Origin of the sequence: Stutzerimonas kunmingensis (assembly GCF_032106285.1) — a bacterium.
Lineage (GTDB): Bacteria > Pseudomonadota > Gammaproteobacteria > Pseudomonadales > Pseudomonadaceae > Stutzerimonas > Stutzerimonas kunmingensis_B.
The window spans coordinates 168572-193462 of record NZ_DAMCPO010000007.1 but is presented as its reverse complement, the minus strand read 5'-3'; the positions used below and the strand labels follow the sequence as shown (position 1 = coordinate 193462).

20 protein-coding genes and 1 other RNA gene are annotated in these 24891 nt (G+C 60.9%); 13 read left to right on the top strand and 8 right to left on the bottom strand.

Annotation, left to right across the window (positions count from 1 at the left end; genetic code table 11):
- From RT582_RS08310 to RT582_RS08295, 4 genes are all read right to left on the bottom strand, one after another.
- Positions 1 to 271 (bottom strand): MBL fold metallo-hydrolase (locus RT582_RS08310; RefSeq protein ID WP_313477120.1); only part of this gene is annotated, 271 nt, incomplete at its 3' end.
- A 154-nt stretch (positions 272 to 425) separates the two neighbouring features.
- The gene (locus tag RT582_RS08305) at positions 426 to 1157 is read right to left on the bottom strand and encodes an ABC transporter ATP-binding protein (protein ID WP_256076194.1); all 732 of its coding nucleotides are present in this window, start codon (positions 1155 to 1157) and stop codon (positions 426 to 428) included.
- Positions 1150 to 2370 carry an ABC transporter permease gene (locus tag RT582_RS08300; protein WP_191121804.1) on the bottom strand — a complete coding sequence of 407 codons (1221 nt, stop codon included), beginning with the start codon at positions 2368 to 2370 and terminating at the stop codon, positions 1150 to 1152. Before RT582_RS08300 ends, RT582_RS08305 begins: the two co-directional genes overlap by 8 nt.
- A 4-nt stretch (positions 2371 to 2374) precedes the next feature.
- Positions 2375 to 3559 (bottom strand): efflux RND transporter periplasmic adaptor subunit, encoded by a 1185-nt coding sequence (locus tag RT582_RS08295; protein ID WP_191121805.1) that lies wholly within the window; start codon positions 3557 to 3559, stop codon positions 2375 to 2377.
- A gap of 185 nt (positions 3560 to 3744) precedes the next feature.
- Here RT582_RS08295 and RT582_RS08290 point away from each other — a divergent pair, with 185 nt between their 5' ends.
- Positions 3745 to 4677 carry a ZIP family metal transporter gene (locus RT582_RS08290; RefSeq protein ID WP_003299516.1) on the top strand — a complete coding sequence of 311 codons (933 nt, stop codon included), beginning with the start codon at positions 3745 to 3747 and terminating at the stop codon, positions 4675 to 4677.
- A 4-nt stretch (positions 4678 to 4681) separates the two neighbouring features.
- Here RT582_RS08290 and RT582_RS08285 read toward each other — a convergent pair whose 3' ends face one another.
- The 3 genes from RT582_RS08285 to RT582_RS08275 form a co-directional block, all read right to left on the bottom strand.
- Positions 4682 to 5413 (bottom strand): OmpA/MotB family protein, encoded by a 732-nt coding sequence (locus RT582_RS08285; RefSeq protein ID WP_046622121.1) that lies wholly within the window; start codon positions 5411 to 5413, stop codon positions 4682 to 4684.
- Positions 5410 to 6225, bottom strand: coding sequence for a motility protein A (locus RT582_RS08280; protein WP_003299513.1), 816 nt, complete (start codon positions 6223 to 6225; stop codon positions 5410 to 5412). The genes RT582_RS08285 and RT582_RS08280 overlap by 4 nt, the downstream gene beginning before the upstream one ends.
- Before the next feature lie 100 nt (positions 6226 to 6325).
- Entirely contained in the window at positions 6326 to 7312 is a 987-nt protein-coding gene (locus tag RT582_RS08275) for an NAD(P)/FAD-dependent oxidoreductase (protein ID WP_313477119.1), read from the bottom strand.
- 309 nt (positions 7313 to 7621) lie between these two features.
- Between RT582_RS08275 and ffs the strand changes: the two genes are divergently transcribed.
- From ffs to efp, 3 genes are all read left to right on the top strand, one after another.
- Positions 7622 to 7718, top strand: an RNA gene (gene ffs, locus RT582_RS08270) — signal recognition particle sRNA small type.
- Between the two features lie 196 nt (positions 7719 to 7914).
- On the top strand, positions 7915 to 9069 hold the full coding sequence (gene earP, locus RT582_RS08265) for an elongation factor P maturation arginine rhamnosyltransferase EarP (RefSeq protein WP_045667127.1): 1155 nt from the start codon (positions 7915 to 7917) through the stop codon (positions 9067 to 9069).
- Between the two features lie 177 nt (positions 9070 to 9246).
- Positions 9247 to 9813 (top strand): elongation factor P, encoded by a 567-nt coding sequence (gene efp, locus RT582_RS08260; protein ID WP_003280508.1) that lies wholly within the window; start codon positions 9247 to 9249, stop codon positions 9811 to 9813.
- Positions 9814 to 9943: 130 nt separating this feature from the next.
- Here efp and RT582_RS08255 read toward each other — a convergent pair whose 3' ends face one another.
- A complete protein-coding gene (locus RT582_RS08255) occupies positions 9944 to 11293 on the bottom strand; it encodes a class II 3-deoxy-7-phosphoheptulonate synthase (protein WP_104097292.1) in 1350 nt (449 codons plus the stop codon).
- A 132-nt stretch (positions 11294 to 11425) separates the two neighbouring features.
- Between RT582_RS08255 and RT582_RS08250 the strand changes: the two genes are divergently transcribed.
- The 9 genes from RT582_RS08250 (at position 11426) to wbpB (ending at position 24885) form a co-directional block, all read left to right on the top strand.
- Positions 11426 to 12175 carry a spermidine synthase gene (locus RT582_RS08250; RefSeq protein ID WP_023444991.1) on the top strand — a complete coding sequence of 250 codons (750 nt, stop codon included), beginning with the start codon at positions 11426 to 11428 and terminating at the stop codon, positions 12173 to 12175.
- A gap of 273 nt (positions 12176 to 12448) precedes the next feature.
- The gene (locus RT582_RS08245; protein ID WP_313477118.1) at positions 12449 to 14611 is read left to right on the top strand and encodes a methyl-accepting chemotaxis protein; all 2163 of its coding nucleotides are present in this window, start codon (positions 12449 to 12451) and stop codon (positions 14609 to 14611) included.
- Between the two features lie 376 nt (positions 14612 to 14987).
- Positions 14988 to 16658 (top strand): DEAD/DEAH box helicase, encoded by a 1671-nt coding sequence (locus RT582_RS08240; protein ID WP_313477117.1) that lies wholly within the window; start codon positions 14988 to 14990, stop codon positions 16656 to 16658.
- 265 nt (positions 16659 to 16923) lie between these two features.
- Positions 16924 to 17208 (top strand): integration host factor subunit beta, encoded by a 285-nt coding sequence (gene ihfB, locus RT582_RS08235; RefSeq protein ID WP_045164450.1) that lies wholly within the window; start codon positions 16924 to 16926, stop codon positions 17206 to 17208.
- Positions 17209 to 17342: 134 nt separating this feature from the next.
- On the top strand, positions 17343 to 18620 hold the full coding sequence (locus tag RT582_RS08230; RefSeq protein WP_313477116.1) for a Wzz/FepE/Etk N-terminal domain-containing protein: 1278 nt from the start codon (positions 17343 to 17345) through the stop codon (positions 18618 to 18620).
- 712 nt (positions 18621 to 19332) lie between these two features.
- Positions 19333 to 20613, top strand: coding sequence for a Wzz/FepE/Etk N-terminal domain-containing protein (locus RT582_RS08225; RefSeq protein ID WP_313477115.1), 1281 nt, complete (start codon positions 19333 to 19335; stop codon positions 20611 to 20613).
- A 131-nt stretch (positions 20614 to 20744) separates the two neighbouring features.
- The gene (locus tag RT582_RS08220; RefSeq protein ID WP_313477114.1) at positions 20745 to 22325 is read left to right on the top strand and encodes an MBL fold metallo-hydrolase; all 1581 of its coding nucleotides are present in this window, start codon (positions 20745 to 20747) and stop codon (positions 22323 to 22325) included.
- A gap of 228 nt (positions 22326 to 22553) precedes the next feature.
- Entirely contained in the window at positions 22554 to 23867 is a 1314-nt protein-coding gene (gene wbpA, locus RT582_RS08215) for a UDP-N-acetyl-D-glucosamine 6-dehydrogenase (protein WP_313477113.1), read from the top strand.
- A 70-nt stretch (positions 23868 to 23937) separates the two neighbouring features.
- On the top strand, positions 23938 to 24885 hold the full coding sequence (wbpB, locus tag RT582_RS08210) for a UDP-N-acetyl-2-amino-2-deoxy-D-glucuronate oxidase (protein ID WP_313477112.1): 948 nt from the start codon (positions 23938 to 23940) through the stop codon (positions 24883 to 24885).
- Positions 24886 to 24891: the final 6 nt, after the last annotated feature.

Sequence of the window (24891 nt, the reverse complement as noted above, 5' to 3'; positions counted from 1 at the left end):
CCAGCTGACCACCTAGTTGCTGCCTGAGGTACGGCGCGGCGCTCAGATGGTCGGCGTGCACGTGAGTTTCCAGCAGCCACTGCACCTTGAGGTCCTGCTCGCGTACATAGTCGACCAGACGCTGGGCGGTAGCATGGGAGGTACGGCCGGATGCCGGATCGTAGTCCAGCACCGAATCGATCACCGCGCATTGGCGTGTCTGCGAATCGCTGACCACGTAGCTGTAGGTGAAAGTCGCGGGATCGAAGAAGGGTTCGATATGGGCATTCATGGGCGCGCTCCTCTCCAAGATTAATACCGGTGGGGGTATGTGTGTGGAGTGATGTTAGCCCTGATTTAGGTTATATGCTTAGACTTAATAGTTATTAGTTGGTGGCGGGACATTTGCCGCGACCCGCTATGGAAGGGGCGCAGCGGCTGTCGGGTCAGCGACTGGGCGGATTGGCAGCGTCACTGACGATATGGCCATCGACCAGCTGTATGGTCCGCCCGCAATCGGCCGCAAGCCGTGGATCATGGGTCACCACCAGTATTGCGCAGCCGAACTGGGCATTGATGCGATGAAATAGCTCGAACACGCTTTGCGCGGTGCGGGTATCGAGGTTGCCGGTCGGCTCGTCGGCCAGCAACAGAGGCGGGCGGGTCACCAGCGCCCGGGCGATGGCAACTCGTTGCTGCTGGCCGCCGGAGATCTGCGTCGGCTTCTTGTCGGCGAACTGCGCCAGTCCGACTTCGTCGAGCAGGCCGCGGGCCAGGTCGATATCCGCGCGTGACGGCTTGCCGTGGCGAATCATCAGCGGCATCAGCACGTTCTCCAGCACGCTGAACGCCGAGATCAGGTGGTGAAACTGGAACACGAAACCGATTGCCTGGTTGCGCAGGTGCGTGCGCGCTTCGTCGTCGCTGTCGCGTGTCGCCTGGCCGAGCACGTACAGCTCGCCGGAGCTGGGCGTATCGAGCAGGCCGATCAGGTTCAGCAGCGTGCTCTTACCTGAGCCGGACGGGCCGATCAGCGCGGCCAGCTCACCGCGGTTCAGGCGCAGGTCGATACCGTGCAACACCTCGGTTTCCAGTGGTGTGCCGATGTTGAAGGCCTTGCGTACCTGTTCCAGGCGCAGGACCTCATTGGCCGGGCTGGCTGGCAGGGTTTCAGACATATCGAATCGCCACCGCAGGGTCGTAGCGCGCCGCACGCCGCGCCGGCATCGCCGCCGCCAGTACGCCGGTGATTGTCGCTACCAGCATGGCCAGCGGCACCAGGGTCGGATCGACCGGAATGGTGAACAGCCGCGGGCCAAACAGATTGAAAACCTGCACCAGGCCCCAGCCGACGCCTCCGCCGCAGGCCGAACCGAGCAGCCCGAGCAGCCCGCCCTGCAGCAGGAACACGCGCAGGATCTGCCCGCGCGGGCTGCCCATGGCGCGCAGGATGCCGATCTCGCGGGTGCGCTGGACGACGCTCACGGCGAGCACGCTGGCGATGCCAAAGGCCACGGAGATACCGACGAATACACGGATCATCTCCGTGGTCATGCTCTGCGAGGCGAGCGCGTTGAGCAGTTGCCCATTGGTTTCCATCCAGCTTTCGGCGCGCAGCCCGGTGAGGCGCGCGAGGCGCTCGGCGACCTGATCGGCCTCGAAGATCTCGGCGACCGTGGTATCGATCACCGTGACGCCGCCGGGCAGGTCGAGCAGTGTCTGCGCCTGTTTCAGGTCCAAGTACACGTAGCGCGCATCCAGCTCGCGTACGCCCAGCTCGAAGATACCGGCGATATCGACGACTGCCTCGCGGCCTTCGCCGGCGTCCAAACGCAGCTTGTCGCCGATGCCCAGGCCGAGGTCGCGTGCCAGTTCCTTGCCGATAACCGCATGGCCGGCGCCCACGGTGAACTGCCCGGCGATCAGGTCGTCTGCCAGCGGGATGATGCGCTGATAGCGCGGCGGGTCGATGCCGAGCAGCGCCACCGAGGCGCGGGCCACGCCGCGTAGGGCGATGGCTGGGCCGCTGATCACCGGCGACACCGCGAGGATCTGTGCGTCCTGGTCGAGTACGTCGCGTACGTCCTGCCAGTTGATGATCGAGCGCAGGCGCTGGGCCCGCGGGCTCTCCAGCACCAGCGGCCAGCTGTGGTCATCGGCGGGCAGAAGGCGGTTGACCTCGTCCGGCGGCAGGATGCGGATATGCGCCTGGGTGCCCAGGGTGCGCTCGACCACATTGGCCTGCAGGCCGGTGATCAGCGCCGTGATGAACACGATCACCGCCGAGCCGACGGCGATACCGAACATGATCAGCAACGTCTGCATGCGGTTGTCCAGCAAGAAGCGCAGGGCGATCTTCCATTCGGTCCACAGCGAGTCGGCCAGGCGCATGCAGTCAGTCCTGAATGCCGGTTGGAATCGTTTGCTCACGCACGCGTACGCGCTGGCCTTCCTCGGCGTCGCCGATTAACACCAGATCACCTGCCGCCAGCCCTTCACTGACTTCGCTCAGCGCGGTGCCGAGCATCCCCAGACGCACGCCGACCCGCTCCACCACGCCGTCATTGACGCGCAATACCTGGGCGCGTGTTCCGTCGCGGGCGCGCAGCGCATCGTTGGGCAATACCAGGGCTTGCTCGCGTCGGCCGGTCTCGATGTTCACCGAGACGGTCATGCCCTGACGCAGGAAGTCGGCTGGCTCCAGCAGGTCGAGATGGACATCGATGGTCCCACGGGCGGTATCGACGCTCGGCGCGATGAAGCTGACGCGTGCCGGCAGCACTCGATCCGGGTAGGCATCGGCGATGATCCTGGCGGCCTGGCCCAGTTCGATCGGGGCCAGATTCTTTTCGTCCAGAGGCAGCAGGATTTCGCTACTGCCGGAGCGGGCAATCGTCAGCAGGGTGCGGCCGGGCTGTACCAGGTCGCCGGGTTCGACTTCGCGCGTCTGCACGATGCCGTCGACTTGGGCGTGGATGCGGGCTTTCGCCAGGTTCGCGCGCGCCGCTTCCAGGCGCTGACGCAGGACCTGTTCCTCGCTGCCGCCTTCGCCCACGGCCGCGGCAGCGAAACGGGCGCGGTCGCGGACCACACGGGCAGTCAGCGTTGCGCGGCGAGCCTGCTCAAGGGCCTCGGAGGCCAGGAGCTTGCGTTCGAACAGTGTCTCCCGGCGCTGGAGTTCGCGATCGGCCTGTTCGAGGTTGTTCTGTGCCTCGCGCAGGGTGGCCTGTGCTTGGGGGCGGCTGGAATCAATCAGCTGCTGCAGGGCCGCTTCCGCCTCGCGCAGGCGGGCGCGCTGCTCGTCGTCGCGCAGCTCCAGCAACAGATCGCCAGCCTTTACCGCATCGCCCTCGCGCACATGGCGCACGGCGACAACGCCGGTGATTTCGCTGCCGACCTGCGCCAGCGACTGGCTGTCCACCTCGCCGCTGGCGACCACGCGTTGCACCAGTGGGCGTGTTTCCAGGCGATAGCCGGGCAATTCCGGCCCTTGAAGCTGGCGCCAGATCATCCAGCCGGCCAGCAGCAGGACCGGGATGATCAGCAAAAGCGCGCGACGAATGGTTTTTGCAGCGGGCACGACGGACCACTCCTTAATGCGGCCCCTCCGGGCCATCGAACCCGCCAAGCTTACGGTCATACCCATGGGGGTACAACGCGGGCGTTGCGCGCAGGTCGGCGATGGTCTGCGGCTATCGTGACCATAGGCTCTGGAGCAGGGCGTGGCGGAGTACACTGGCCGCCCGCATCGAGGATTCTGAAATCATGGCGTCCACCGTTCAAAGCCCGGCGGCCACTCTGCGCGCTGCCTGGCTCGCACAGGCGCAAGCCAACCCCTGGATCACCTTCGGTCTTGCGGCAACTGCAGTGGCGGTGCTGTTACTGCTAGTGGCGGGTACCGCCAACGCTTTGCAGAGCAGCGAGGCGGGCAACGTTCGCTACGCGCTGTTGGGCGGCAGCGCCGGTTTCGTAGCGACGGCGGTCGGCGCGTTTCTGGCGATCGGCCTGCGTGACATTTCTACCCGCACCCAGGACAGCATGCTTGGCTTTGCCGCCGGCATGATGCTCGCTGCGAGCGCTTTCTCCCTGATCCTTCCGGGGCTGGAAGCGGGGCGTGAATTGTTCGGTAACGGCCCGGCTGCGGCGCTGACGGTGGTGGTCGGCCTGGGTCTTGGCGTGTTGCTCATGCTCGGTCTGGATTACTTCACGCCGCACGAGCATGAAAGCACTGGCCCCTGTGGTCCCGAGTGCGAACGCCTGAACAGGGTCTGGCTGTTTGTGCTCGCCATTGCGCTGCACAACATCCCCGAAGGCATGGCCATCGGTGTGAGCTTCGCCAATGGCGACCTGAGCGTCGGCCTGCCGCTGACCACGGCGATCTCCATTCAGGACATTCCCGAGGGCCTGGCCGTCGCGCTGGCGTTGCGCACCACCGGGTTGTCGGCGCTGGGTTCGGTGTTGGTCGCCGCGGCATCCGGGCTGATGGAGCCGATCGGCGCGTTGGTGGGTATCGGCATGTCCAGCGGCTTCGCCATCGCCTATCCCATCAGCCTCGGCCTGGCCGCGGGGGCAATGATCTTCGTGGTATCCCACGAGGTGATCCCGGAAACCCACCGCAACGGCCATCAGACGCCCGCCACGCTGGGCCTCATGGTGGGCTTCGCGGTGATGATGTTCCTCGATACCGCGCTGGGCTGAAGCGTCAGGGCTTGTCCGCCTCGGTCTGCATGATCAGCTCGACGCGGCGGTTGCTGGCGCGACCCTGTTCGTCGCCGTTGTCGGCGAGCGGTCGCGTGTCGGCGTAGCCGGTTGCGCTCAGCCGCGTCGATTCGATGCCGGCCAGCTGCAGGTAGCGCACCACGCTGCTGGCGCGGCTGGCGGAAAGCTCCCAGTTGGACGGGAAGCGCTCGGTCTGGATGGGCAGATTGTCGGTATGGCCCTCGACGATGATCCGATGACCGCCTGCGGCGAGGGTCGGGACCAATCGGTCGATCACATCCAGTCCGGCGTCCTCCAGCTCTGCGCGGCCCGAGCCGAACAGAATTTCGCTGCTGATTCGAAAGCTGATGCTGCCATCGTTGACGATGACCTCGATGTCGTCGCCCAGCGCCAGATCGGGCTTCGCTTCGCTCGTGTCGTCCTGCTGCGTATCAGCCGCCGGCGCCGGTAGCGGCACGATCGATGGTATGGGTGAAGCGCTTGGCTGCAGTGCTACCAGCTGATCGCCAGCCGCCTGCTGCGTGGCTTCTACCATCGCGGGCTCGCTCTGCTGGCCTTCGCCCTTGCCGGCCAGCGCCAGCATGATTACCAGCATCACCAGCAGCAGGGTGAGCATGTCCAGGTAGGTGATCAGCCAGGCTTCCTGCTCTTCCTCTCGCTGCGGCTCGATATGCCAGCGGGAGAACCGGCTGCCCTGCGATGCCTGGCCGTTCACGTGCGTTCGTCCTGCGGCGCGCTGCGCGGTGCGGCGGGGCTGCCGTCGCGAATTTCGTCGTCGTGGTGGGCGATGAACGACTTGAGCGTTTCGCGCATGTAGGCCGGGCTGCGGCGATTGCACATCATCGAGATGCCCTGCATCACCAGATTCATCAGCGCCACGCGTTGCTCGGTACGCCGTTCGAGCTTCACGGCCACTGGTTTGAGGATCAGGTTGGCCAGCAGCACGCCGTAGAAGGTCGTCATCAGCGCGACCGCGAGGCTGCGGCCGATCAGGTCCATATTGCCGCTACCGAGCATGAACATCAGGTTGATCAGCCCGACCAGCGTGCCGATCATGCCGAACGCCGGCGCATAGTTGGACATCGCCCGGAACAGCTGTGCCTCGGCATTCTCCCGGGCGCGCAGTCGTGCGATGCGCCATTGCAGAAGTTCCAGGATGTCTTCTTCCGGGGTGTTGTCGATCACCAGCTGCACGCCGGTGCGCAGAAAGGGATTGCTGACCTGCTCGACCGCTTTTTCCACCGCAGGTAGGTCACCGCTGATCCACAGTCGCGAGATCTGCACCAGCTCATCGAGATCCTGCCGGGTGTACAGGCGCTCGTTGCGCATCACGGTCCAGATCAGCCCGAACACTCGGGTGACTTCGCGCAACGGATAGCTGATAAAGGTCGCCGCCAGGGTGCCGACCAGTACGATGCCGAGGCTTGGCAGGTCGATGAAAAGCGCGGGTTCTTTGGCGGCGAAGAGCATGACGACGGCGAGCAGTCCGATGCTCGCGACGATGCCGATCAGGGTGGAGGGATTCATCGGAACTCCGCTGAAGGGGCCAGTGCAGAAAGCGCGCGATCATAGCAGCTGGCCTTGCGCGCACGGCTGACCTGGGTCAGATCAGCCGCTGGCAGCCGCTCTACAGATTCTCAAGCAGCCGGCGCGCCGCTTCCTGGCCGCTGAGCCAGGCGCCTTCCACTCGGCCGGACAGGCACCAGTCGCCGCAGGCGTAAAGACCCAACCCGGCGTCGGCCAGGGCATTCCATTCGTGGGCCTGGGCCGGGCGGGCATACAGCCAGCGATGGGCCAGGGTGAACTCCGGGGCCGGCACCACACAATCGATCAGCTCGGCGAATGCGCCATGCAAGCGCTCGATCACCGCCTCCTTGGGCAGGTCGAGGTGCTGTCGGCTCCAGCTGCTGGTGCCGTGCAAAACCCAGGTATCCAGCTCGCCGTTGCGGCCGGGCTTGCTGCGGTTGCGAGCGATCCAGTCCAGCGCATCGTCGCGAACGAAGCAGCCTTCCAGCATGGTGTTCAACGGAGTCGCGAAGCCCAGCGCGACCGCCCAGGTGGGCTCCATGGCTACGCTGGCGGCGACGGCGGCGAGCTTGGGCGCGCTGGAGAGCAGCGCAGCCGCCTGCGGCGCCGGCACGGCAATCACCACCTGGCTGAATGGTCCGTGGCTTACGCCTATGGCATCGACCAGCGTCCAGAACTGCTCGCCGCGAAACACTTCGGTGATGCGGCAGCTGAAGTTGACCGGCATGTCGCCCAGCAACCCGCGGGTGATCGAACTCATCGTCGGTGTGCCGACCCAGCGCACCTGCTCGTCGGCAGATGGTTTCAGTTGACCATCATGGGACTGATACATGCTGGGTGACCATTGATCGACCCAGCCTTCGCTCTGCCACTGGCGGACGGTTTCGCCAAAGCGACGATCCCGGGCGGTGAAGTATTGCGCGCCCAAGTCGAGCGAGCCCGCATCGCTGCGTTTGCTGGCCATGCGGCCGCCGCTGCCGCGGCTCTTGTCGAACAGATGTACTGCCTGCCCGGCATCGTGGAGGGCGCGCGCAGCGGAGAGCCCCGCGATCCCGGTTCCGATGACGGCGATTGGAGCCTTGCTCATGATTACCTCGTGTGCTGTTGCCATCAGCCGCACAGCGAAATCGCTGCACAGCATGGTTTCATGACAAGCGTTCGATAGCGCTTGAGCCTGTCCATCCTCGGACAGACGTTGGTCTTTGGCTAGAGGCTTTCGACGCAATGCGCATACCGCTCGCCGGTTCAATCCATTGATAGTCGGGTTGCTGGCGCTTCATGGAAGAGGATGCAATTGGCCTGCCGTAAGCGTGGCAGCAGTCTGTGGTTGTAAGTTGCTGATAAGCCGGTACAATGGCGCCGCTCGCCGCCAGGCGGGTTTCGTTATGGTGGGCCCTGCCGGTCCCCTCGCAACGATCAGCCGTGAACCCGGTCAGGCCCGGAAGGGAGCAGCCGCAGCGGTGACATTGTGTGCCGGGGTGTGGCTGGTAGGGTTCACCTCCATAACGATCTTCTCGTTTTTCCTTTCTCTCTTGTCTGAATCCGCTGACGCCTTTGCAGGCTCGGGCGTATACGCGCGTCTGCCGTTCCTGGGTTGTGGCATGGCAACCGGTTGCTGGCGCCAACCTTGTATCCTGCGCAGCGTTTCCAGAGGCACGAAGTGCCGGTATCGGCTTGAGGAGCACGGTTTTGTCTGTAAAAGCGAAGTGGGACATCTTCTGCGCAGTCGTGGATAACTTCGGTGACATCGGCGTCACCTGGCGCCTGGCCCGGCAGCTGGCGGCGGAACACGGTCAGCACGTGCGGCTGTGGGTGGATGACCTGGATACCTTCGCTCGGCTTTGCCCGGCGGCCAATGCCGAGGCGGAACAGCAGCTGCACGAGGGCGTGGAGGTCCGGCGCTGGTCCGGCCAATGGTCAGCTACCGAGCCCGCCGATGTGGTCATCGAGGCGTTCGCCTGCAATCTGCCGCAGCCCTACATCAATGCCATGGCTGCCAGCGGTCGTCGCATCCTTTGGCTGAATCTCGAGTATCTGAGCGCCGAGGACTGGATCGTCGGCTGCCATGCGCTGCCCTCACTGCAGGCCAACGGCTTGCAGAAGTACTTCTTCTTTCCGGGCTTCGAAGCCCGGACCGGCGGTCTGATCCGTGAAGCTGATCTGATGTTGCGCCGTGCGGAATTTCAGAGCGATATGGCGCAACAGGCCGCTTTTCTTGCCTCGCTCGGCGTAGCGCGACAGCCCGGCGCTCGCCTGTTGTCCTTGTTCGCCTACGAAAACACTGCGGTCGCGGGTTGGCTAGACGCCCTCGCGGCCGATTCGCGCAGCAACCAGCTGCTGGTCCCGGAAGGGCGAGTACTTGGCGATGTTGCCGCCTGGCTTGGCGTGCCGAGCCTGCATGCGGGCGATCAGCATCGGCGCGGCAGTCTGCAGCTTTGCATCGTGCCGTTCATGACTCAGGACGAATACGACCTGCTGCTGTGGAGCTGCGATTTCAACGCAGTGCGCGGGGAGGAGTCCTTTATCCGCGCCCAGTGGGCCGGCAGACCGCTGGTGTGGCACATCTATCCTCAGGAAGACGATGCCCACTGGGATAAACTCCATGCCTTTCTCGATCTGTACGCGCATGAGCTGTCGCCCACGGCCAACGCAGCGCTGCGCGAATTCTGGCGTGCCTGGAACGCCGGGCAGGGGGCTGGCGAAGCCTGGACCGCTCTGGTCCGCGAGTATCCGGCGTTGCTCGAGCATGCCGAAGCCTGGACCCACGAGCAGGTGGCCAATGGCGATCTGGCCGGAAAGCTGGTGTTTTTCTACACCGATTGGCTAGGTGCTGTTCACGCTTAGCGTGCGACCGCACCTTCAATTATGGTGGGGAAAGGCCGTGGCCTGACCTCCGCGCCTTGTTGTACGCCGCTCCGTATCGCGCCATTTGGCGCAGCAACGTGGCTTGCGACCAGGCGGGAACAGACCCTATGATACGCGGCCTGTTTTTTGTCTCTAATTCCCCTTCGGATATTTCGTATGAAAACCGCACAAGAGTTCCGTGCCGGCCAGGTGGCCATCATCAACGGCGCACCCTGGGTCATCCAGAAAGCCGAGTTCAACAAGTCCGGCCGTAACAGTGCCGTGGTCAAGATGAAGTTGAAGAACCTGCTCAACGGTTCGGCTACCGAGACCGTTTACAAGGCTGACGACAAGCTGGAGCCGGTCATCCTCGAGCGCAAGGAAGTGACCTATTCCTACTTCGCCGACCCGCTGTACGTGTTCATGGACGATGAGTTCAACCAGTACGAAATCGAAAAAGACGACCTGGAAGGTGTGATGACCTTCATCGAAGACGGCATGACCGACGTCTGCGAAGCCGTTTTCTACAACGACAAGGTGATCTCCGTCGAACTGCCGACCACCATCGTTCGTGAAATCGTTTACACCGAGCCGTCCGTACGTGGCGATACTTCCGGCAAGGTCATGAAGACCGCCCGCCTGAAGAACGGTGCTGAGCTGCAGGTTTCCGCGTTCTGCGAAATCGGTGACTCGATCGAAATCGACACCCGCACCGGCGAGTACAAGTCCCGCGTCAAGGCCTGATAGGCCACGCAGACTGCTCGAAAAAGAAACCCGGCCTGGTGCCGGGTTTTTTTATGTCCTTTCACTTGCCGATCGGTGCGCGATAAGTGTCGAGCACCGTGACCGGCAGCCCGCGGCTTCTACCTCGCCATCAGTTGGGCCGCAGCTGCTTCAGGGTTTCCGCGATCATGAACGCCATTTCCAGCGACTGATCGGCGTTTAACCGCGGGTCGCACTGGGTGTGATAGCGATCGCTGAGGCCGGCTTCGGTGATCGGCCGCGAACCGCCGATGCATTCGGTGACGTTCTGGCCGGTCATCTCGATATGAATCCCGCCGGGGTAGCTGCCCTCGGCACGATGCACATCGAAGAACTGACGCACTTCGGCGAGCACCTTCTCGAAGTCCCGCGTCTTGTAACCGCTGGACGCCTTGATGGTGTTGCCATGCATTGGGTCGGAACTCCAGAGTACATGGCGACCTTCGTTCTGTACCGCGCGCACCAGTCGCGGCAGGCCGGCTTCGACCTTGTCGGCGCCCATGCGCACGATCAGGTTCAAGCGACCGGGGTCGTTCTGCGGGTTGAGGATGTCGATCAGGCGGATCAGCTCCTCGCTGTCCATGCTCGGGCCGACCTTCACGCCGATGGGATTGCCCACTCCGCGCAGGAATTCGACATGCGCGCCGTCGAGCTGACGGGTGCGGTCACCGATCCACAGCATGTGCGCGGAGCAGTCGTACCAGCCGCCGCTGAGGCTGTCCTGGCGGACGAAAGCCTGCTCGTAGTTCAGCAACAGTGCCTCGTGAGCCGTGAAAAAGCTGGTCTCGCGCAACTGTGGCGCGCCATCCAGGCCGCATGCGCGCATGAATTTCAGCGTTTCGTCGATGCGTGCGCCGAGCTGGTGGTACTTCTCGGCCAACAGCGAGTTGGCGATGAAATCCAGGTTCCACTGATGGACCTGGTGCAGGTCGGCGAAACCGCCCTGGGCGAATGCACGCAGCAGGTTCAGGCTGGAGGTGGACTGATGGTAGGCCTGCAGCAGACGCTCCGGGTCCGGCACGCGGCTTTGTGCGTTGAAGTCGATGCCATTGACGATATCGCCCCGGTAAGCCGGCAGTGTCACGCCATCGACGGTTTCGTCGCCGGCCGAACGGGGCTTGGCGAACTGGCCGGCCATGCGCCCGACCTTTACCACCGGACAGCCGGCCGCGAAAGTCATGACGATCGCCATCTGCAGCAGCACCTTGAAGGTGTCGCGAATCTTGGTGGCCGAGAATTCGGCGAAACCCTCGGCGCAATCGCCGCCCTGCAACAGGAACGCGCGGCCCTGGGTCACCTCGGCGAACTGCCGTCTCAGCTCCCGTGCTTCGCCGGCGAAGACCAGCGGTGGCAAGCCGGCCAGGGTGCGTTCAACGCGCGAGAGGTGTTCGGCATCCGGGTATTCGGGCTGCTGCTGGATCGGCTTGCTTCTCCAGCTATCGGGGCTCCAGGCGTCGTTCATGATCGTTCCAACTGATAAAAGTGCGGCGATTTTACCTGAAGCGCCCGGGCCCCGGAGATAGCGATGGCCTATGGGGCTGCGTAAGATGCGTTCGCCGACACGCTGGTGATCGGATAGCTGCGGAGCACATTGATGGACAAAGAGGAACGTCTGCTCGCCGAAGTGCATGACGCTTTCGGGCTGATTCGCGTACTCGAGGTGGGCGACTACCGTTTTCTCGAGTTTGGCGCGGCGGTCGAACAGAGCTGCGTATTCACCGCCGATCCTGCCTGGCTCGAATACGATTACACCCGCGCGATGCTGCTCGGTGGGCTGTGTCATGCAGAGCCGGAAACCGCACTGTTTCTAGGGCTTGGTGCCGGCAACCTGACCCAGGCCTGTCTGCAGTTCCTGCCGCTGGAGGACGTCGAGGTCATTGAGCTGCGGCCAGCGGTGCCGGAGCTTGCGATGCAGTACCTCGGCTTGCAGAACGACTCGCGGCTGTATATCCGCATCGGCGATGCCACCGAGCTGCTGGATACCGCTGAGAGTTCCGATCTGATCTTCGTCGACCTGTACAACGATGCAGGCCCGGATGCCGCGCATCTGGCCTGGTCGTTCCTCAAGCGCTGTCAGGAAAAACTCAATCCGGGCGGCTGGCTGATCATCAATCAGTGGGGCACCGATGACGATCGCCCGTTGGGCGCGGCGCTGCTGCGTGGCCTCTATCATCGGCATTACTGGGAGTGCCCCGTGAAGGAGGGCAACGTGGTGCTGCTGGTGCCAGCGGATCTCGATCAGCAGCTGGACATGACCGGGCTGCGCCAGCGGGCCGAAGTGTTGGCACCGCGCCTGGGCTATTCGCTGGATTCGTTGATTGCGGCACTGCGGCCCGCGAGCTAACTCTGCACCGAACGGGTGCGTCGACGGTAGTGAAGGTTTGTGGCTGTTCCATATCGGTGCGTACTGACCGGCGCCGTCCCGCACGGAAAAGCGCGACGCGCGGCTCTATCGCGGGGCCTCACTCGTCCCACTCAATATCTGGGTCCCACGAAGCCAGCAGTTAATCAATGCTGGAGCGCTGTGTCTTGCCGCGCTGATGAGCAAACGTGACGGCATGGCTGGCCTGCTAATTGCAAAACGCCAGCATATTTTGTCGGCAGTAAGGAATCGCCCGTGCCTCATCTTCAAAGCAATCTGATGCATCTGTCCGCTAGCGAGCGCCATTGGCTTCCGTGGTCGGGGCCAACCGGCAAGCTGTCGATGCGCTGGTCGTGCTGGTTGAATCGTGGCGTGTATCCCGTGGTGGAGCAGGTCTTCGAGGGCGTTGCGCAGTCACGGGTGCGCATCCTGCAGAACTGGGTCGCCAGTCACTGGGGTCATCTGGCGGACCTCGCCGCCAATCTGGGCGAAGCCGTTGGCCACGTCGCTAGCGATGTGCTAGAGGGGAAACGAGCACAGCTGCCGGATATTTCCGAGCTGTTCGTCATCGATTCGCAAGGCCGCGTGCTGGCATCCACCTGTGCGGCTCATGTCGGGCAGCAGGATCTTGATGGCCGAGCGGTAGCGCGCGGGATGAGTGAGCCGTTCCTGCATGGGCCCTATCGTGATCCGCTGACCCAGCGCCTGGGCGCGAGCACGTCGCGCTTCCATGATGCGGTCACCCTGATGTTCTATCAGCCGGTGCATGTTGGCGGTAAGTGTCTCGGTTGCATCTGCGCGCGGGTGCCCAATGATGTGATCGGTGACCTCATCCAGCGCGAGGCGGGCCACGTCTACCCGGAATCGGGTGACAACTACCTGTTCATGGTGGAGTCGCGCTTCGACAGCAGTGTTCAGACCGGCACGGCGCTGTCACGCTCGCGCTTCGAAGATGCCACCTTCAGCCACGGCGAGAACCTGAAAAGCGGTGTGCACACGCGCTGGGGAACGGTGCGCGTGCAGCAGCATACCGAGCTGGAATTGCGTTTTACCGATCCGGCCACCGGCCAGTTGCATCCTGGTGTGCGGGAGACGATCGCCAAGGGTGCCAACCTGTTCGTCACCTATCCCGGCTACTCGGACTACCGCCATATTCCGGTTATTGGCAAGGGCGTTACCTTTCAGCTGCAAGGCTCGCCAGACCGTTGGGGGATGATGTGCGAGGCGGATCTGGAGGAGGTCTATCGTCGCCGTTCGCTGAGCGTCGGGCTGATGAAGACCTATCTGCTCACGGTGACCACGCTGTTCGCCATCGGCAGTCTGCTGCAGGAGTTCAGCGGTCTGCCCACCACCGCGCTGCACCTGGTCAACGGTTTGCTGCTCCTGCTGGGGGCCTGGGCGTTCGCGTCCTTCGGGCCGCGACGGCTGGCTGCGCGCATGCAGGAGATGACCGAGGTGATTCGTACGCTGGCCGAAGGCGAGGGCAATCTGCGCCAACGGGTCGACAGCAGCACCATGCAGCGCGACGAGAGTGGCGACATGGGGCGTTGGATCAACAGTTTCATCGACAGCCTGGACGGTGTGGTCGGCCAGGTGATCCAGGTCTCGAAACACGTTCGTCAGGACAACGAGCTGATGCTCGAACGCAGCAGCGAAGCGGGGCAGACCACCAGCGATGTGGCCGAATCGATCCATCGATTGTTGCTGCTGGTGGAGGAGCAACTTGGCGAAATTCAGCAGGCATCGATGACCGCCGAGGAAATGAAGGGCGCCATGGACGAGGTGATGCAGCGTGCCCGCGAGCGTTTCGACACCGTGCGTAACGGTACCGAATCGATCCGTGATGTGGTGCAGCGCTCGGCTCAGAGCGTTCAGCTGCTCGACAGCCGCATGGGCGAGATCGATGAGATCGTCGGGCTGATCAGCGACATCACCACGCAGACCAATCTGCTGGCGCTGAACGCAGCAATCGAAGCGGCCAGGGCAGGGGACCATGGTCGCGGCTTCGCTGTGGTGGCGGGTGAGGTCCGCTCACTGGCGCAACGTACGGCCAAGGCGGCTGAGGACATTCGGCACAAGGTCGAGAGCCTGCAGGCGGAAACGCGCCAGGCGGTGTCGTTCATGGAGGGTGGCGTCCAGAATGTCGACAGCAGCCTGCGCCTGACCGAGGAGGCATCCTCGGAGAATGTGCATCTGCATCACTCCGTCGAGCGCATGTTCGACATCATCAAGGGGCTGAACGAGCGCAGCCTGCATTACGGCCAGACCATCCGTGGCGTCGACCAGGCCTCCAATGAGATGGGGCAGACCCTCGGCGTGCTGCAGGACAGCGCCGAGCGTGTTCGTCATACGGCTGGCAAGCTACACCAATTGGTCGGCCGCTTCCGCGTCAGCGCCTCCAATAGCGAGGCTGCCTGAAAGTGATGCCCGCCGCGAGGACGAGACCTGCCACGGTGCCGCTGCTGTGCACCTGGCTCGGTGCAGGCGAGCCACGCGGCGGTGCTTGCTGGCCAACGCCGCGCCCGGCAGCCCAACCGCCAGCGCAAAATACCCGCACAGCTTCACGTTAATCCGGTATAGTACGCGCCGGCTGAAACCCAGACTGCGTTCAGGTACTGCAACACACGAAGCACTGCTTCGGCTGCTGTCCGCTTCGAGCGGGCTATCCTTGACGATTCATCATTCATACGTTTTCGCAACCCCGCCGACCGGGCTGCCAGGGTGACCTTCGGGTTTTGCACGGCATGCGCAGCTTCGGAACAATGGGTCTTGCGGAGCATCAGAGACAAGACCCATGACCCAGGAAATCGGCGGCTTTGCCGCACTCGGTATTCACTCCGCTGTTCTGGCTGCCATCAGCGCAGTCGGCTACGAAGAACCATCCCCTATTCAATCTCAGGCGATCCCGGTGATCCTTGGCGGTCACGACATGATCGGCCAGGCGCAGACCGGTACCGGCAAGACCGCGGCCTTTGCGCTGCCGATCCTGTCCAAGATCGATCCCGCTCGTAAGGAAGTGCAGGCACTGATCCTCGCGCCGACTCGCGAACTGGCCCTGCAGGTCGCCACTGCATTCGAAACCTATTCCAAGCAGATGCCTGGCCTGACCGTCGTCGCGGTCTACGGTGGCGCACCCATGGGCCCGCAGCTCAAGGCCATTCGCCAGGGCGCGCAGGTCATCGTTGCGACCCCGGGCCGTCTGGTTGACCACCTGAGCCGCAACAGTGGCCTGCTGTCGACCATCCGCTTCCTGGTACTCGACGAGGCGGACGAGATGCTCAAGCTGGGCTTCATGGACGACCTCGAAGTGATCTTCGAAGCGATGCCAGAGAGCCGTCAGACTGTTCTGTTCTCCGCTACGCTGCCGCACTCCATTCGCGCGATTGCCGAAAAGCATCTGCGCGAGCCGCAGCACATCAAGATCGCTGCCAAGACCCAGACCGTCGCTCGCATCGAGCAGGCACACCTGATGGTCCATGCCGACCAGAAGATCCAGGCTGTGCTGCGCCTGCTGGAAGTCGAGGATTTCGACGCCCTGATTGCCTTCGTGCGCACCAAGCAAGCCACGCTGGATCTGGCCGCCGCGCTGGAAGCCAAGGGCTACAAGGCCGCTGCGCTGAACGGCGATATCGCCCAGAACCAGCGTGAGCGCGTTATCGAATCGCTCAAGGATGGCCGTCTGGACATCGTCGTCGCTACCGACGTGGCCGCCCGCGGTCTCGATGTGGCGCGCATCACCCACGTATTCAACGTGGACATGCCCTACGATCCGGAATCCTACGTACACCGCATCGGCCGTACCGGCCGTGCCGGTCGCGAAGGCCGCGCGCTGCTGCTGGTTACCCCGCGTGAGCGTCGCATGCTGCAGGTTATCGAGCGCGTGACCAACCAGAAGGTCGCTGAAGCCCGTCTGCCGAATGCGCAGCAGGTGCTGGACGCGCGCATCAAGAAACTCACCGACAGCCTCGCGCCGCTGGTTGCCGATGCCGAAGCGACCCATGGCGAGTTGCTCGACAAGCTGGTCGCTGACATCGGCTGCAGCCCGCGCGCCCTGGCTGCCGCACTGCTGCGCAAGGCCACCAATGGTCAGGCGCTGACCCTGGCCGAAGTCGAAAAAGAGCAGCCGCTGGTTCCGACCAGCAGCCCGCGTGAGCGCAGCGAGCGTTCGGATCGTCCTGAGCGTAGTGGTGATCGCGAGCGTCGCGCTCCGGTCCCGCTGGCCGAAGGCCGCGCCCGTTGCCGCACCCCACTGGGCGCGCGTGACGGCATCGCCGCTCGTAACCTGCTCGGTGCGATCCTCAACGAAGGCGGCCTGGCCCGCGAAGCCATCGGCCGCATCCAGGTGCGCGACAGCTTCAGCCTGGTCGAGCTGCCGGAAGACGGTCTTGACCGCCTGCTCGGCAAACTCAAGGACACCCGCGTCGGCGGCAAGCAGCTCAAGCTGCGTCGCTATCGCGAGGATTGATCGGTAGTTGGTTTAAACGAAAGGCGGGCTTATTAGCCCGCCTTTTTTATTGCCCAAAGAAAGATCACCTCGGCTCTCGCTTTCCATCGATCACGCCGGGGGGGGGGGCTGGTTACTCATCCGTCCCTTTGCATTCCGTGTCGTGCTCCGACAAACGAAGCACTCCTTGCTCGTCAATCCCGCTCGGGCTGTTCAAACTCTGAACAACATGCTACAAACGACCGCAACCCGAATGATCTAGCCGCTTGAAAACGAAGGGAAAACCATGACCAAGTCGGAGTTGATCGAGCGAATCGTCACCCAGCAGGGGCTGCTTTCGTCGAAGGATGTCGAGCTGGCCATCAAGACCATGCTTGAGCAAATGGCTCAGGCTCTGGCCACTGGCGACCGGATCGAGATCCGCGGCTTTGGTAGCTTTTCCCTGCACTACCGCGCCCCTCGCGTAGGCCGCAATCCCAAGACCGGCCAATCCGTCCCGCTTGATGGCAAATTCGTCCCGCATTTCAAGCCGGGGAAGGAACTGCGTGATCGGGTGAACGAAGAAGAATAACGAGCGCAGTCGCACTCATAATCTCTCTCTTAGAAGCGCAAAATTATCAGCGTGAGCGAACTTTCCCGCTTAACCGTGCACTAAACCCGGTTCGCCTGCTTTGCATTGAAGCGCATTTATAACAAGGAGTTGGGATGACCGTGCAGTACCAAACCTCCACATCCGAAGAGATAGATCTAGTCGAGCTATTCCGGGCACTTTGGCGTCAGAAATTCCTGATTCTCGGAATAACGGCGGTCGTTACGCTTATCGCAGCCGCTTACGCTTTCCTTGCGACTCCTTATTACCAGACCAAAACCTATCTACGACCCGCCCCACAGAGCAGTCTGGATCAACTCAATGAGACCGGCATCTACAAGCTCACCCCGGAAGAGGCCATCAACAGAGCGGCCGGTGCGCTGTCATCCTATGACAACCGACTCGACTTCTTTCTGAACAACCAAGAGCTTTTCCAGCAAATCGAAAAGCGCGGCGACTCGCTTGAGCAGGCCTTTGCTAATTTCAACGAAGACGCCTTCGAAATGCTCTTTCCTGATCCCAAGCGTACGGACAACCGAAGCGCTTTCGTCGGGCTCAGGCTGACCTACCCTGAAGGAATGGACGGTGCTGCGGTGGTCAATGGCTTCGTTGCGCATGTGCTGGAGCTTGAGCGTCGCGAAATCACGGAGGATCTTGAAAGCCTGATCAATAACCGCTTGGCCAGTCTGGATATGAACATGGACGCTCAGCGTGCAAGTTATTCGGCCACCAAAGAAGCGAAAATCGCAGCGCTGCTAGAGGAAGATACCTTGAAGCGCGCCGAGCTACAGGACGAACTCACTGCGTTGCGTGCAGAACTCAAGACTCGTAGAACAAACCGTATTCAGGAGCTTAACGAGGCAATCTCTATTGCCGAATCACTGGGAATCCGGAACCCAACAAGCCCATCAGCCATGACAGCGTCGCCCCCCAGCGGCACTCAGGTCATTCGCACTGAGGTCACTAATCAGAAAGCACCACTGTACTTCATGGGTACCGAGGCGCTAACCGCCGAACGCGATGCGCTTGTTGCACGAACTTCAGACGACTTCATAGAGCCCCGTATCGCTGAAATCCAGTCGGAATTGGCAATGCTCGAACACAATCGGGAAGTCGAGATTTTGAAGGAGCGAGAGGGCGAAGACCTTTATCTGACCAACCTCGCCGAGCTACGTGAAGAAGCCGCTCGCCTGAAAGGCATCAAGCTAGACACAGAACGGTTGAGACTGGTGCGATTGGATCAGCTAGCTCTGCAGTCCCTCAACCCCATCAAACCCAAAAAAGCCATGATTTTGGCATTAGGGCTCGTGCTCGGTGGAATGCTGGGGGTGTTTGTCGCGCTGGTACGCAGTCTGGTAGCGCGTAACAACGAACCAGACACCGCTGTTCTCTGATCAATAGGCCGCTGACGCCCCAGTAGCCTATTAATTCTGCATTGCCCGCTACTGCTCCCTAATGCATTCGCCGCGAGGGCGCGCCTCCTACAAATCTTGGCAACACCTCACAGCTTTTGTGGGAGGCCCGCCCTCGGGGCGAATGCTCTAGCTCTTTGGCAACCCCGCGCCCAGCATCCGCCGCAACGCACTTCTGCGACGCAATCTCCGCATACACCCCGGCAGCTTCTGTAGGAGGCCCGCCCTCGGGGCGAATGCTCTGGCTCTTTGGCAACCCCGCGCCCAGCATCCGCCGCAACGCACTTCTGCGACGCAATCTCCGCATACACCCCGGCAGCTTCTGTAGGAGGCCCGCCCTCGGGGCGAATGCTCTGGCTCTTTGGCAACCCCACGGCCAGCATCCGCCGCAACGCTCATCTCCGACGCAATCTCCGCATACACTCCGGCAACTTCTGTGGGAGGCCCGCCCTCGGGCGAATGCTCTCGCTCTATGGCAACCCAACGCCCAGCATCCGCCGCAAAGCTCTTTATTAGTTACCGCTCGTCTGCCGCGGCGTTTTGCCCCCTTTTTCATCCAACGTCTCGCTTGTTTTTTGTGACCTAGATGGCAAAATGCCGACCCGCTAAAGATTGATGGAACTTTTCAATCTTTTTCTGATCGTGCCGGCGCAGCCTTTCGCTGTGCTGCCTTATCGACGAGACGGAATTCGACGTGAACGCTGCAGTCCCCCCGCAACACCTTCGCTCTGCCACCCATGATGAAATTGATCTGGTTCAGCTCGTCAGCGCGCTATGGAAGCAAAAAACGCTGATCATCGCAGTGACCTTCCTGGCTGGCCTCATTGGGCTTGCCTACGCCATGTCCGCAACGCGCTATTACACGGTTCAAAGCGTCTTGCGCCCAGCGGCGATCAAGGACCTGGATGAGCTCAACCATCTGGGCATCTACAAGCTGTCACCGAAGCAGGCATTGGCTCAAGTTGGCGCTGCGCTTGATTCCTATGAGAACCGCCTCGGTTTCTTCCGTGACAATCAGCAACTCTTCGCTGATCTGGCCCAGCCCGGCCGTAGCCTGGAGCAAACGTTCGAGGCCTTTAACGACGACGCGATCAAGTTACTGCAGCCTGACGCGAAAAAGCTTGAAGGAACCACGCCCTTCGTTGGCATTCAACTGACCTACCCGCAAGACCTCAACGGCGTTCAGATCGTCAACGGCTTCGTGCAGTACTCGCTCAATAGCGTTCGTCAGGAAGTCGCAGCCGATCTCGATACCCTGATCGGTAACCGTCTCAGCCAGTTGGAAAAGAACATGGCTGCCGCTCGCGCCAACTACGAGGCGAGCAAGGAAGTCAAAATCGCCAAGCTGAGCGAAGCGGACGCCCTCAAGCGTGCCGAACTGAACGACGAGCTTTCTGCATTGCGTCAGCAGCTTAGAACCCGCCGTGACAACCGCATCAACCAGCTTAACGAGGCGATCCGCATCGCAACCTCGTTGGGTATCAGCAAACCCACTACGCCTTCATCCCTTGGCGCCGCCGAAATCACGGGGCAGGGCAGCGTGATCCGCACTGAAGTCAACAACCAGCAAATACCGCTCTACTTCATGGGCAGCGATGCGCTGGAGGCCGAGCGTAAAGCACTATTGGCTCGTCGCTCGGATGACTTCACCGAGCCGCGCATCGCGCAGATTGCTCGTGAACTCAAACTGCTCGAGCACAACCGCCAAATTGAAGTGCTCAACAGCCGTGAGAATGAGGACCTGTTCCTGAAGAACCTCGCCGCCTGGCGTGAGGAGGCAGCCCGACTGCGCGCTCTGCAATTCGATACCGAATCGCTCAAGCTGGTCTCTATCGACCAAGCTGCGGTAGAGCCAAGCCGCCCGATCAAGCCCAAGAAAGCACTGATCGTCGCGCTCGCCTTGGTGCTTGGCGGCATGCTCGGGTTGTTCATCGCATTGGTGCGAAACCTGCGCCGCCCCGTAGCCGCGATCTGACCATCCGTCCGTCGGAATGCTGCTAGCGACTCAGCAGTTCTGAAACTCGGTAGAATCCCCGCTTATTTTTTCAGCGGGCCCGTGGCTAGTTTGTCGCGGGCATCTTGGGTGACATCGTTAAAGGAATAACCATGAGCTATCCACAAATAGAACATCACGGCGCCAAGGACGGCGTTACCGGCTCCTGCCACCAACTGCGCATGAATGCCACCAGCAGCCTGTTGGTTGACTGCGGACTGTTCCAAGGCAACGATGCATCGATCCCGAACGAGCCCGGCGCGGATCGTCTCGCCATTGACTTCCCGCTGGACACCATAAAAGCGCTGGTCGCCACCCATGTGCACATCGACCACGTTGGGCGCATCCCTTATCTTCTCGCGGCAGGCTTCGACGGCCCCATCCTATGCAGCGAGCCTTCCGCGAAACTTCTGCCCATCGTCCTGGAAGATGCCTTCAAGCTCGGCTTCAGCCGTGACCAGGCACAGATCGAAAAATACATCCGCCTCGTCGAGCAGCGGCTCATTGCACTGCCGTATCAACAGTGGTTCACCCTGGCCGATACCGACGAGTTGCAAGCCCGCATACGGCTGCAGCGTGCTGGGCATATCCTCGGATCGGCCTATGTTGAAATCGACCTGACCTATCCGCAAACAGGGCAGAGCAAACGCATAGTCTTCTCTGGCGACCTGGGCGCGCCGCACGCACCCTTCCTGATGCCGCCCGAATCCCCGGAGCGCGCCGACATCCTGGTGCTGGAAAGCACCTACGGCGACCGTCTTCACGAAGACCGCGCCAACCGCCGAAAGCGGCTCGAAGCCGTCATCGAACAGGCCCTTGAAGACCAGGGCACCATCCTCATTCCCGCCTTCAGCATCGGCCGCACCCAAGAATTGCTCTATGAGCTCGAAGAGATCATCCACACCAAACTCAACAGCGCATCCGCTCCTGTAGGAGCGAGCTCGCTCGCGAACAAAACTTATCCAGGGACGGATCACGCCAACTGGCCCGAACTCCCCGTCATTCTCGACTCACCCCTCGCCAGCCGCTTCACCGAGACCTACCGAAGCCTAAAATCCTTCTGGAATCATGAAGCCCGCGGCCGCATCCAGTCCGGCCGCCGCCCGCTGGCCTTCGAACAACTGATCACCATAGACAGCCACAGCGACCATCAACGCATCGTCCAACATCTAGCCCAAACCGCGCGACCGGCTATCGTTATCGCCGGCGGTGGCATGTGCAGTGGCGGCCGCATCGTCAATTACCTCAAGGCCATGCTGGGCGATCAAAGACACAACGTCCTGTTCGTTGGCTACCAGGCCAAAGGCACCTCTGGACACACAATCCAGACCTTTGGACCGAAAGGTGGCTACGTTGACCTCGACGGCGAACGTATTGATATCAATGCTGGCATTACAAGCATAGGTGGCTACTCGGCTCATGCGGATCAGAAGGGACTGCTGGAATTTGTGACCGGGATGCAGCAATGGCCGGCTGAGATAAGGGTCGTACATGGCGAGGCGAGAACCAAAGAGGTACTGGCTGCGCAGTTACACAAACGATACGAATATCAAGGTAGGCAGGTTTTCATCAGCACCACAGGCGATATTGCTGAGCGAGGAAAGTTTAGCCATGAGCTGCTATCGGTACGCGCAGGTCGTAGCGGTAGCGTGAGCTCTTGTAACAACGAACCAGAAGGTTTGTCCTGTGGTTAAACAGAGTTTCTGTTTTGGAACGAAATGCGCAGTTAATGTTGCATGCTTTTCGGCGCTCAAAGTTTCAACCAAACGTTGAATGATTAACGAACAGTCGCAAGTGCTTTCATTCCTGTAGGAACCGGTTTGCTTGTGTACATGCCTTCGGCCGGCAACGCCTCCTTCGCATCCATTGCTTAGGTGTTACGGCTGAAGCAGTCATATTTTTATTACATTTGGAGTGTGTAGATGTCCCAGCAAAAATTGGCCAGCGTTGCGAAATTCAAAAACAAGGAAGCTTTGATCGGCATCGTCGGTCTCGGCTACGTGGGGCTGCCTTTAATGCTGCGATACAATGCTATCGGCTATCGCGTTTTGGGCATCGATATAGATGCGGAAAAGGTTTCCAACCTTAACGCAGGACAAAGCGATATCGAGCATATTGCTTCTGAAAAAATTGCAGCCGCTTGTGAGAGCGGCTTTGAGGCGACTACAGATTTTCGGCGCGTTAGTGAGTGTGATGCTCTGATCCTTTGTGTTCCTACGCCACTAAACAAGTATCGCGAGCCAGACATGAGCTTTGTGATCAATACCACCGACTCGCTCAAGCCATACCTTCGCGAAGGCCAAATCGTTTCGCTGGAGAGCACTACCTACCCTGGCACTACCGAAGAAGAGCTGTTGCCTCGTGTACAGGAGGGAGCGCTGGTCGTAGGGGAATCCATATTCCTTGTTTATTCACCCGAGCGTGAGGATCCGGGCAACCCGAACTTTGAAACACGCACCATTCCGAAAGTCATCGGCGGGCATACTCCGGCTTGCCTGGAAGTCGGAATTGCGCTCTACGAGCAGGCCATTGATCAAGTGGTGTCGGTCAGTTCAACCAAAGCGGCTGAGATGACCAAGTTGCTGGAAAATATCCATCGCGCCGTCAATATCGGCCTAGTCAATGAAATGAAGGTAGTCGCCGATCGTATGGGGATCGATATCTTCGAGGTGGTTGACGCCGCCGCGACCAAGCCCTTCGGCTTCACTGCCTACTATCCAGGCCCTGGGTTGGGCGGTCACTGCATTCCCATCGACCCTTTTTATCTGACTTGGAAAGCGCGCGAATACGGTCTCCATACGCGCTTCATCGAGCTTTCCGGCGAGGTCAACAAGGCCATGCCCGAGTACGTGCTTAGTAAGCTAATGGACGGTCTCAATGATAGGGGGCAGTCGCTGAAAGGTAGCAGAGTGCTTGTTCTGGGTATCGCCTACAAGAAGAACGTAGATGACATGCGGGAATCCCCATCTGTAGAAATCATGGAATTGATCGAAGCCAAGGGCGGTCTTGTCGCATACAGCGACCCGCACGTGCTGGTCTTCCCTAAAATGCGTGAGCATCACTTTAAGCTGAATAGCGAAACGCTGACTGCTGAGAACCTTGCCAGCTTCGATGCAGTGGTCTTGGCCACCGATCATGAAAAGTTCGATTACGAATTGATCAAACAGCACGCCAAGCTGATCGTTGATAGCCGTGGCAAATACCGCGCTCCGGCCCCGCACATCATCAAGGCCTGATCGGCCGATAAGCAGTCCAAGCCCGGCTAGGCCCTTCAACTGGCCGGGCAATGCCTCGCAGGGAATACTCATGAAAAATTTCGCCCTAATCGGTGCCGCCGGTTATATCGCTCCCCGTCATATGCGTGCAATCAAGGACACCGGCAATGTGCTGGTTTCCGCCTATGACATCAACGACTCGGTCGGCATCATCGACAGCATCTCGCCGCAGAGCGAGTTCTTCACCGAGTTCGAGCGTTTTCAGGATCATGCCTATCGCAACAAGCGTGACCCAGCTACGGCGCTGAATTATGTGTCCATATGCTCGCCTAACTATTTACATCACGCTCATATCGTGGCCGGCTTGCGTCTGGGTTGCGATGTGATTTGTGAAAAGCCTTTGGTGCCGACGCCGGAAAACCTCGATGAGTTGACACAGGTCGAGCAGGAAACTGGGAAACGCCTGTACAACATCTTACAACTGCGTCATCACCAAGCCATCCTCAACCTAAAGGATAAGGTGGCCCGTGAAAATGCCGAGCACAAATACGATGTGGACCTGACCTACATCACCTCGCGCGGCAAGTGGTACATGGAGAGTTGGAAAGGCGACCCGCGTAAATCGTTCGGTTTGGCTACCAATATTGGCGTGCATTTCTACGACATGCTGCACTTCATTTTTGGCAAGCTGCAGCGCAACGTTGTGCATTTTGCTTCTGAATACAAAGCTGCTGGTTATCTAGAGTACGAACAGGCGCGTGTCCGCTGGTTCCTGTCCATTGATGCCAACGACCTTCCAGATTCGGTGAAGGGCAAGAAGCCGACCTACCGCTCCATCACTGTCAATGATGAAGAAATGGAGTTCTCCGAAGGCTTTACCGACCTGCACACCACTAGCTACGAGGAGATCCTTGCCGGGCGCGGTTACGGCATTGAAGATGCTCGACATTGTGTGGAAACGGTAAATACCATCCGTTCCGCGGCTATCGTCGGAGCTCAGAATGCAGAAGGTCATCCGTTCCTGACTCGGCTGGTCTAGATCGTG

Excerpts from the sequence above, each read along its gene's own strand:
- RT582_RS08290 (WP_003299516.1), top strand. The coding sequence starts at position 3,745 with ATGGCGTCCACCGTTCAAAGCCCGGCGGCCACTCTGCGCGCTGCCTGG.
- RT582_RS08275 (WP_313477119.1), bottom strand. The coding sequence starts at position 7,312 with ATGAGCAAGGCTCCAATCGCCGTCATCGGAACCGGGATCGCGGGGCTC.
- efp (WP_003280508.1), top strand. The coding sequence starts at position 9,247 with ATGAAAACCGCACAAGAGTTCCGTGCCGGCCAGGTGGCCATCATCAAC.
- RT582_RS08250 (WP_023444991.1), top strand. The coding sequence starts at position 11,426 with ATGGACAAAGAGGAACGTCTGCTCGCCGAAGTGCATGACGCTTTCGGG.
- RT582_RS08220 (WP_313477114.1), top strand. The coding sequence starts at position 20,745 with ATGAGCTATCCACAAATAGAACATCACGGCGCCAAGGACGGCGTTACC.
- wbpB (WP_313477112.1), top strand. The coding sequence starts at position 23,938 with ATGAAAAATTTCGCCCTAATCGGTGCCGCCGGTTATATCGCTCCCCGT.
- RT582_RS08255 (WP_104097292.1), bottom strand. The coding sequence starts at position 11,293 with ATGAACGACGCCTGGAGCCCCGATAGCTGGAGAAGCAAGCCGATCCAG.
- RT582_RS08305 (WP_256076194.1), bottom strand. The coding sequence starts at position 1,157 with ATGTCTGAAACCCTGCCAGCCAGCCCGGCCAATGAGGTCCTGCGCCTG.
- RT582_RS08300 (WP_191121804.1), bottom strand. The coding sequence starts at position 2,370 with ATGCGCCTGGCCGACTCGCTGTGGACCGAATGGAAGATCGCCCTGCGC.
- wbpA (WP_313477113.1), top strand. The coding sequence starts at position 22,554 with ATGTCCCAGCAAAAATTGGCCAGCGTTGCGAAATTCAAAAACAAGGAA.
- RT582_RS08280 (WP_003299513.1), bottom strand. The coding sequence starts at position 6,225 with ATGAATCCCTCCACCCTGATCGGCATCGTCGCGAGCATCGGACTGCTC.
- RT582_RS08230 (WP_313477116.1), top strand. The coding sequence starts at position 17,343 with ATGACCGTGCAGTACCAAACCTCCACATCCGAAGAGATAGATCTAGTC.
- ihfB (WP_045164450.1), top strand. The coding sequence starts at position 16,924 with ATGACCAAGTCGGAGTTGATCGAGCGAATCGTCACCCAGCAGGGGCTG.
- RT582_RS08240 (WP_313477117.1), top strand. The coding sequence starts at position 14,988 with ATGACCCAGGAAATCGGCGGCTTTGCCGCACTCGGTATTCACTCCGCT.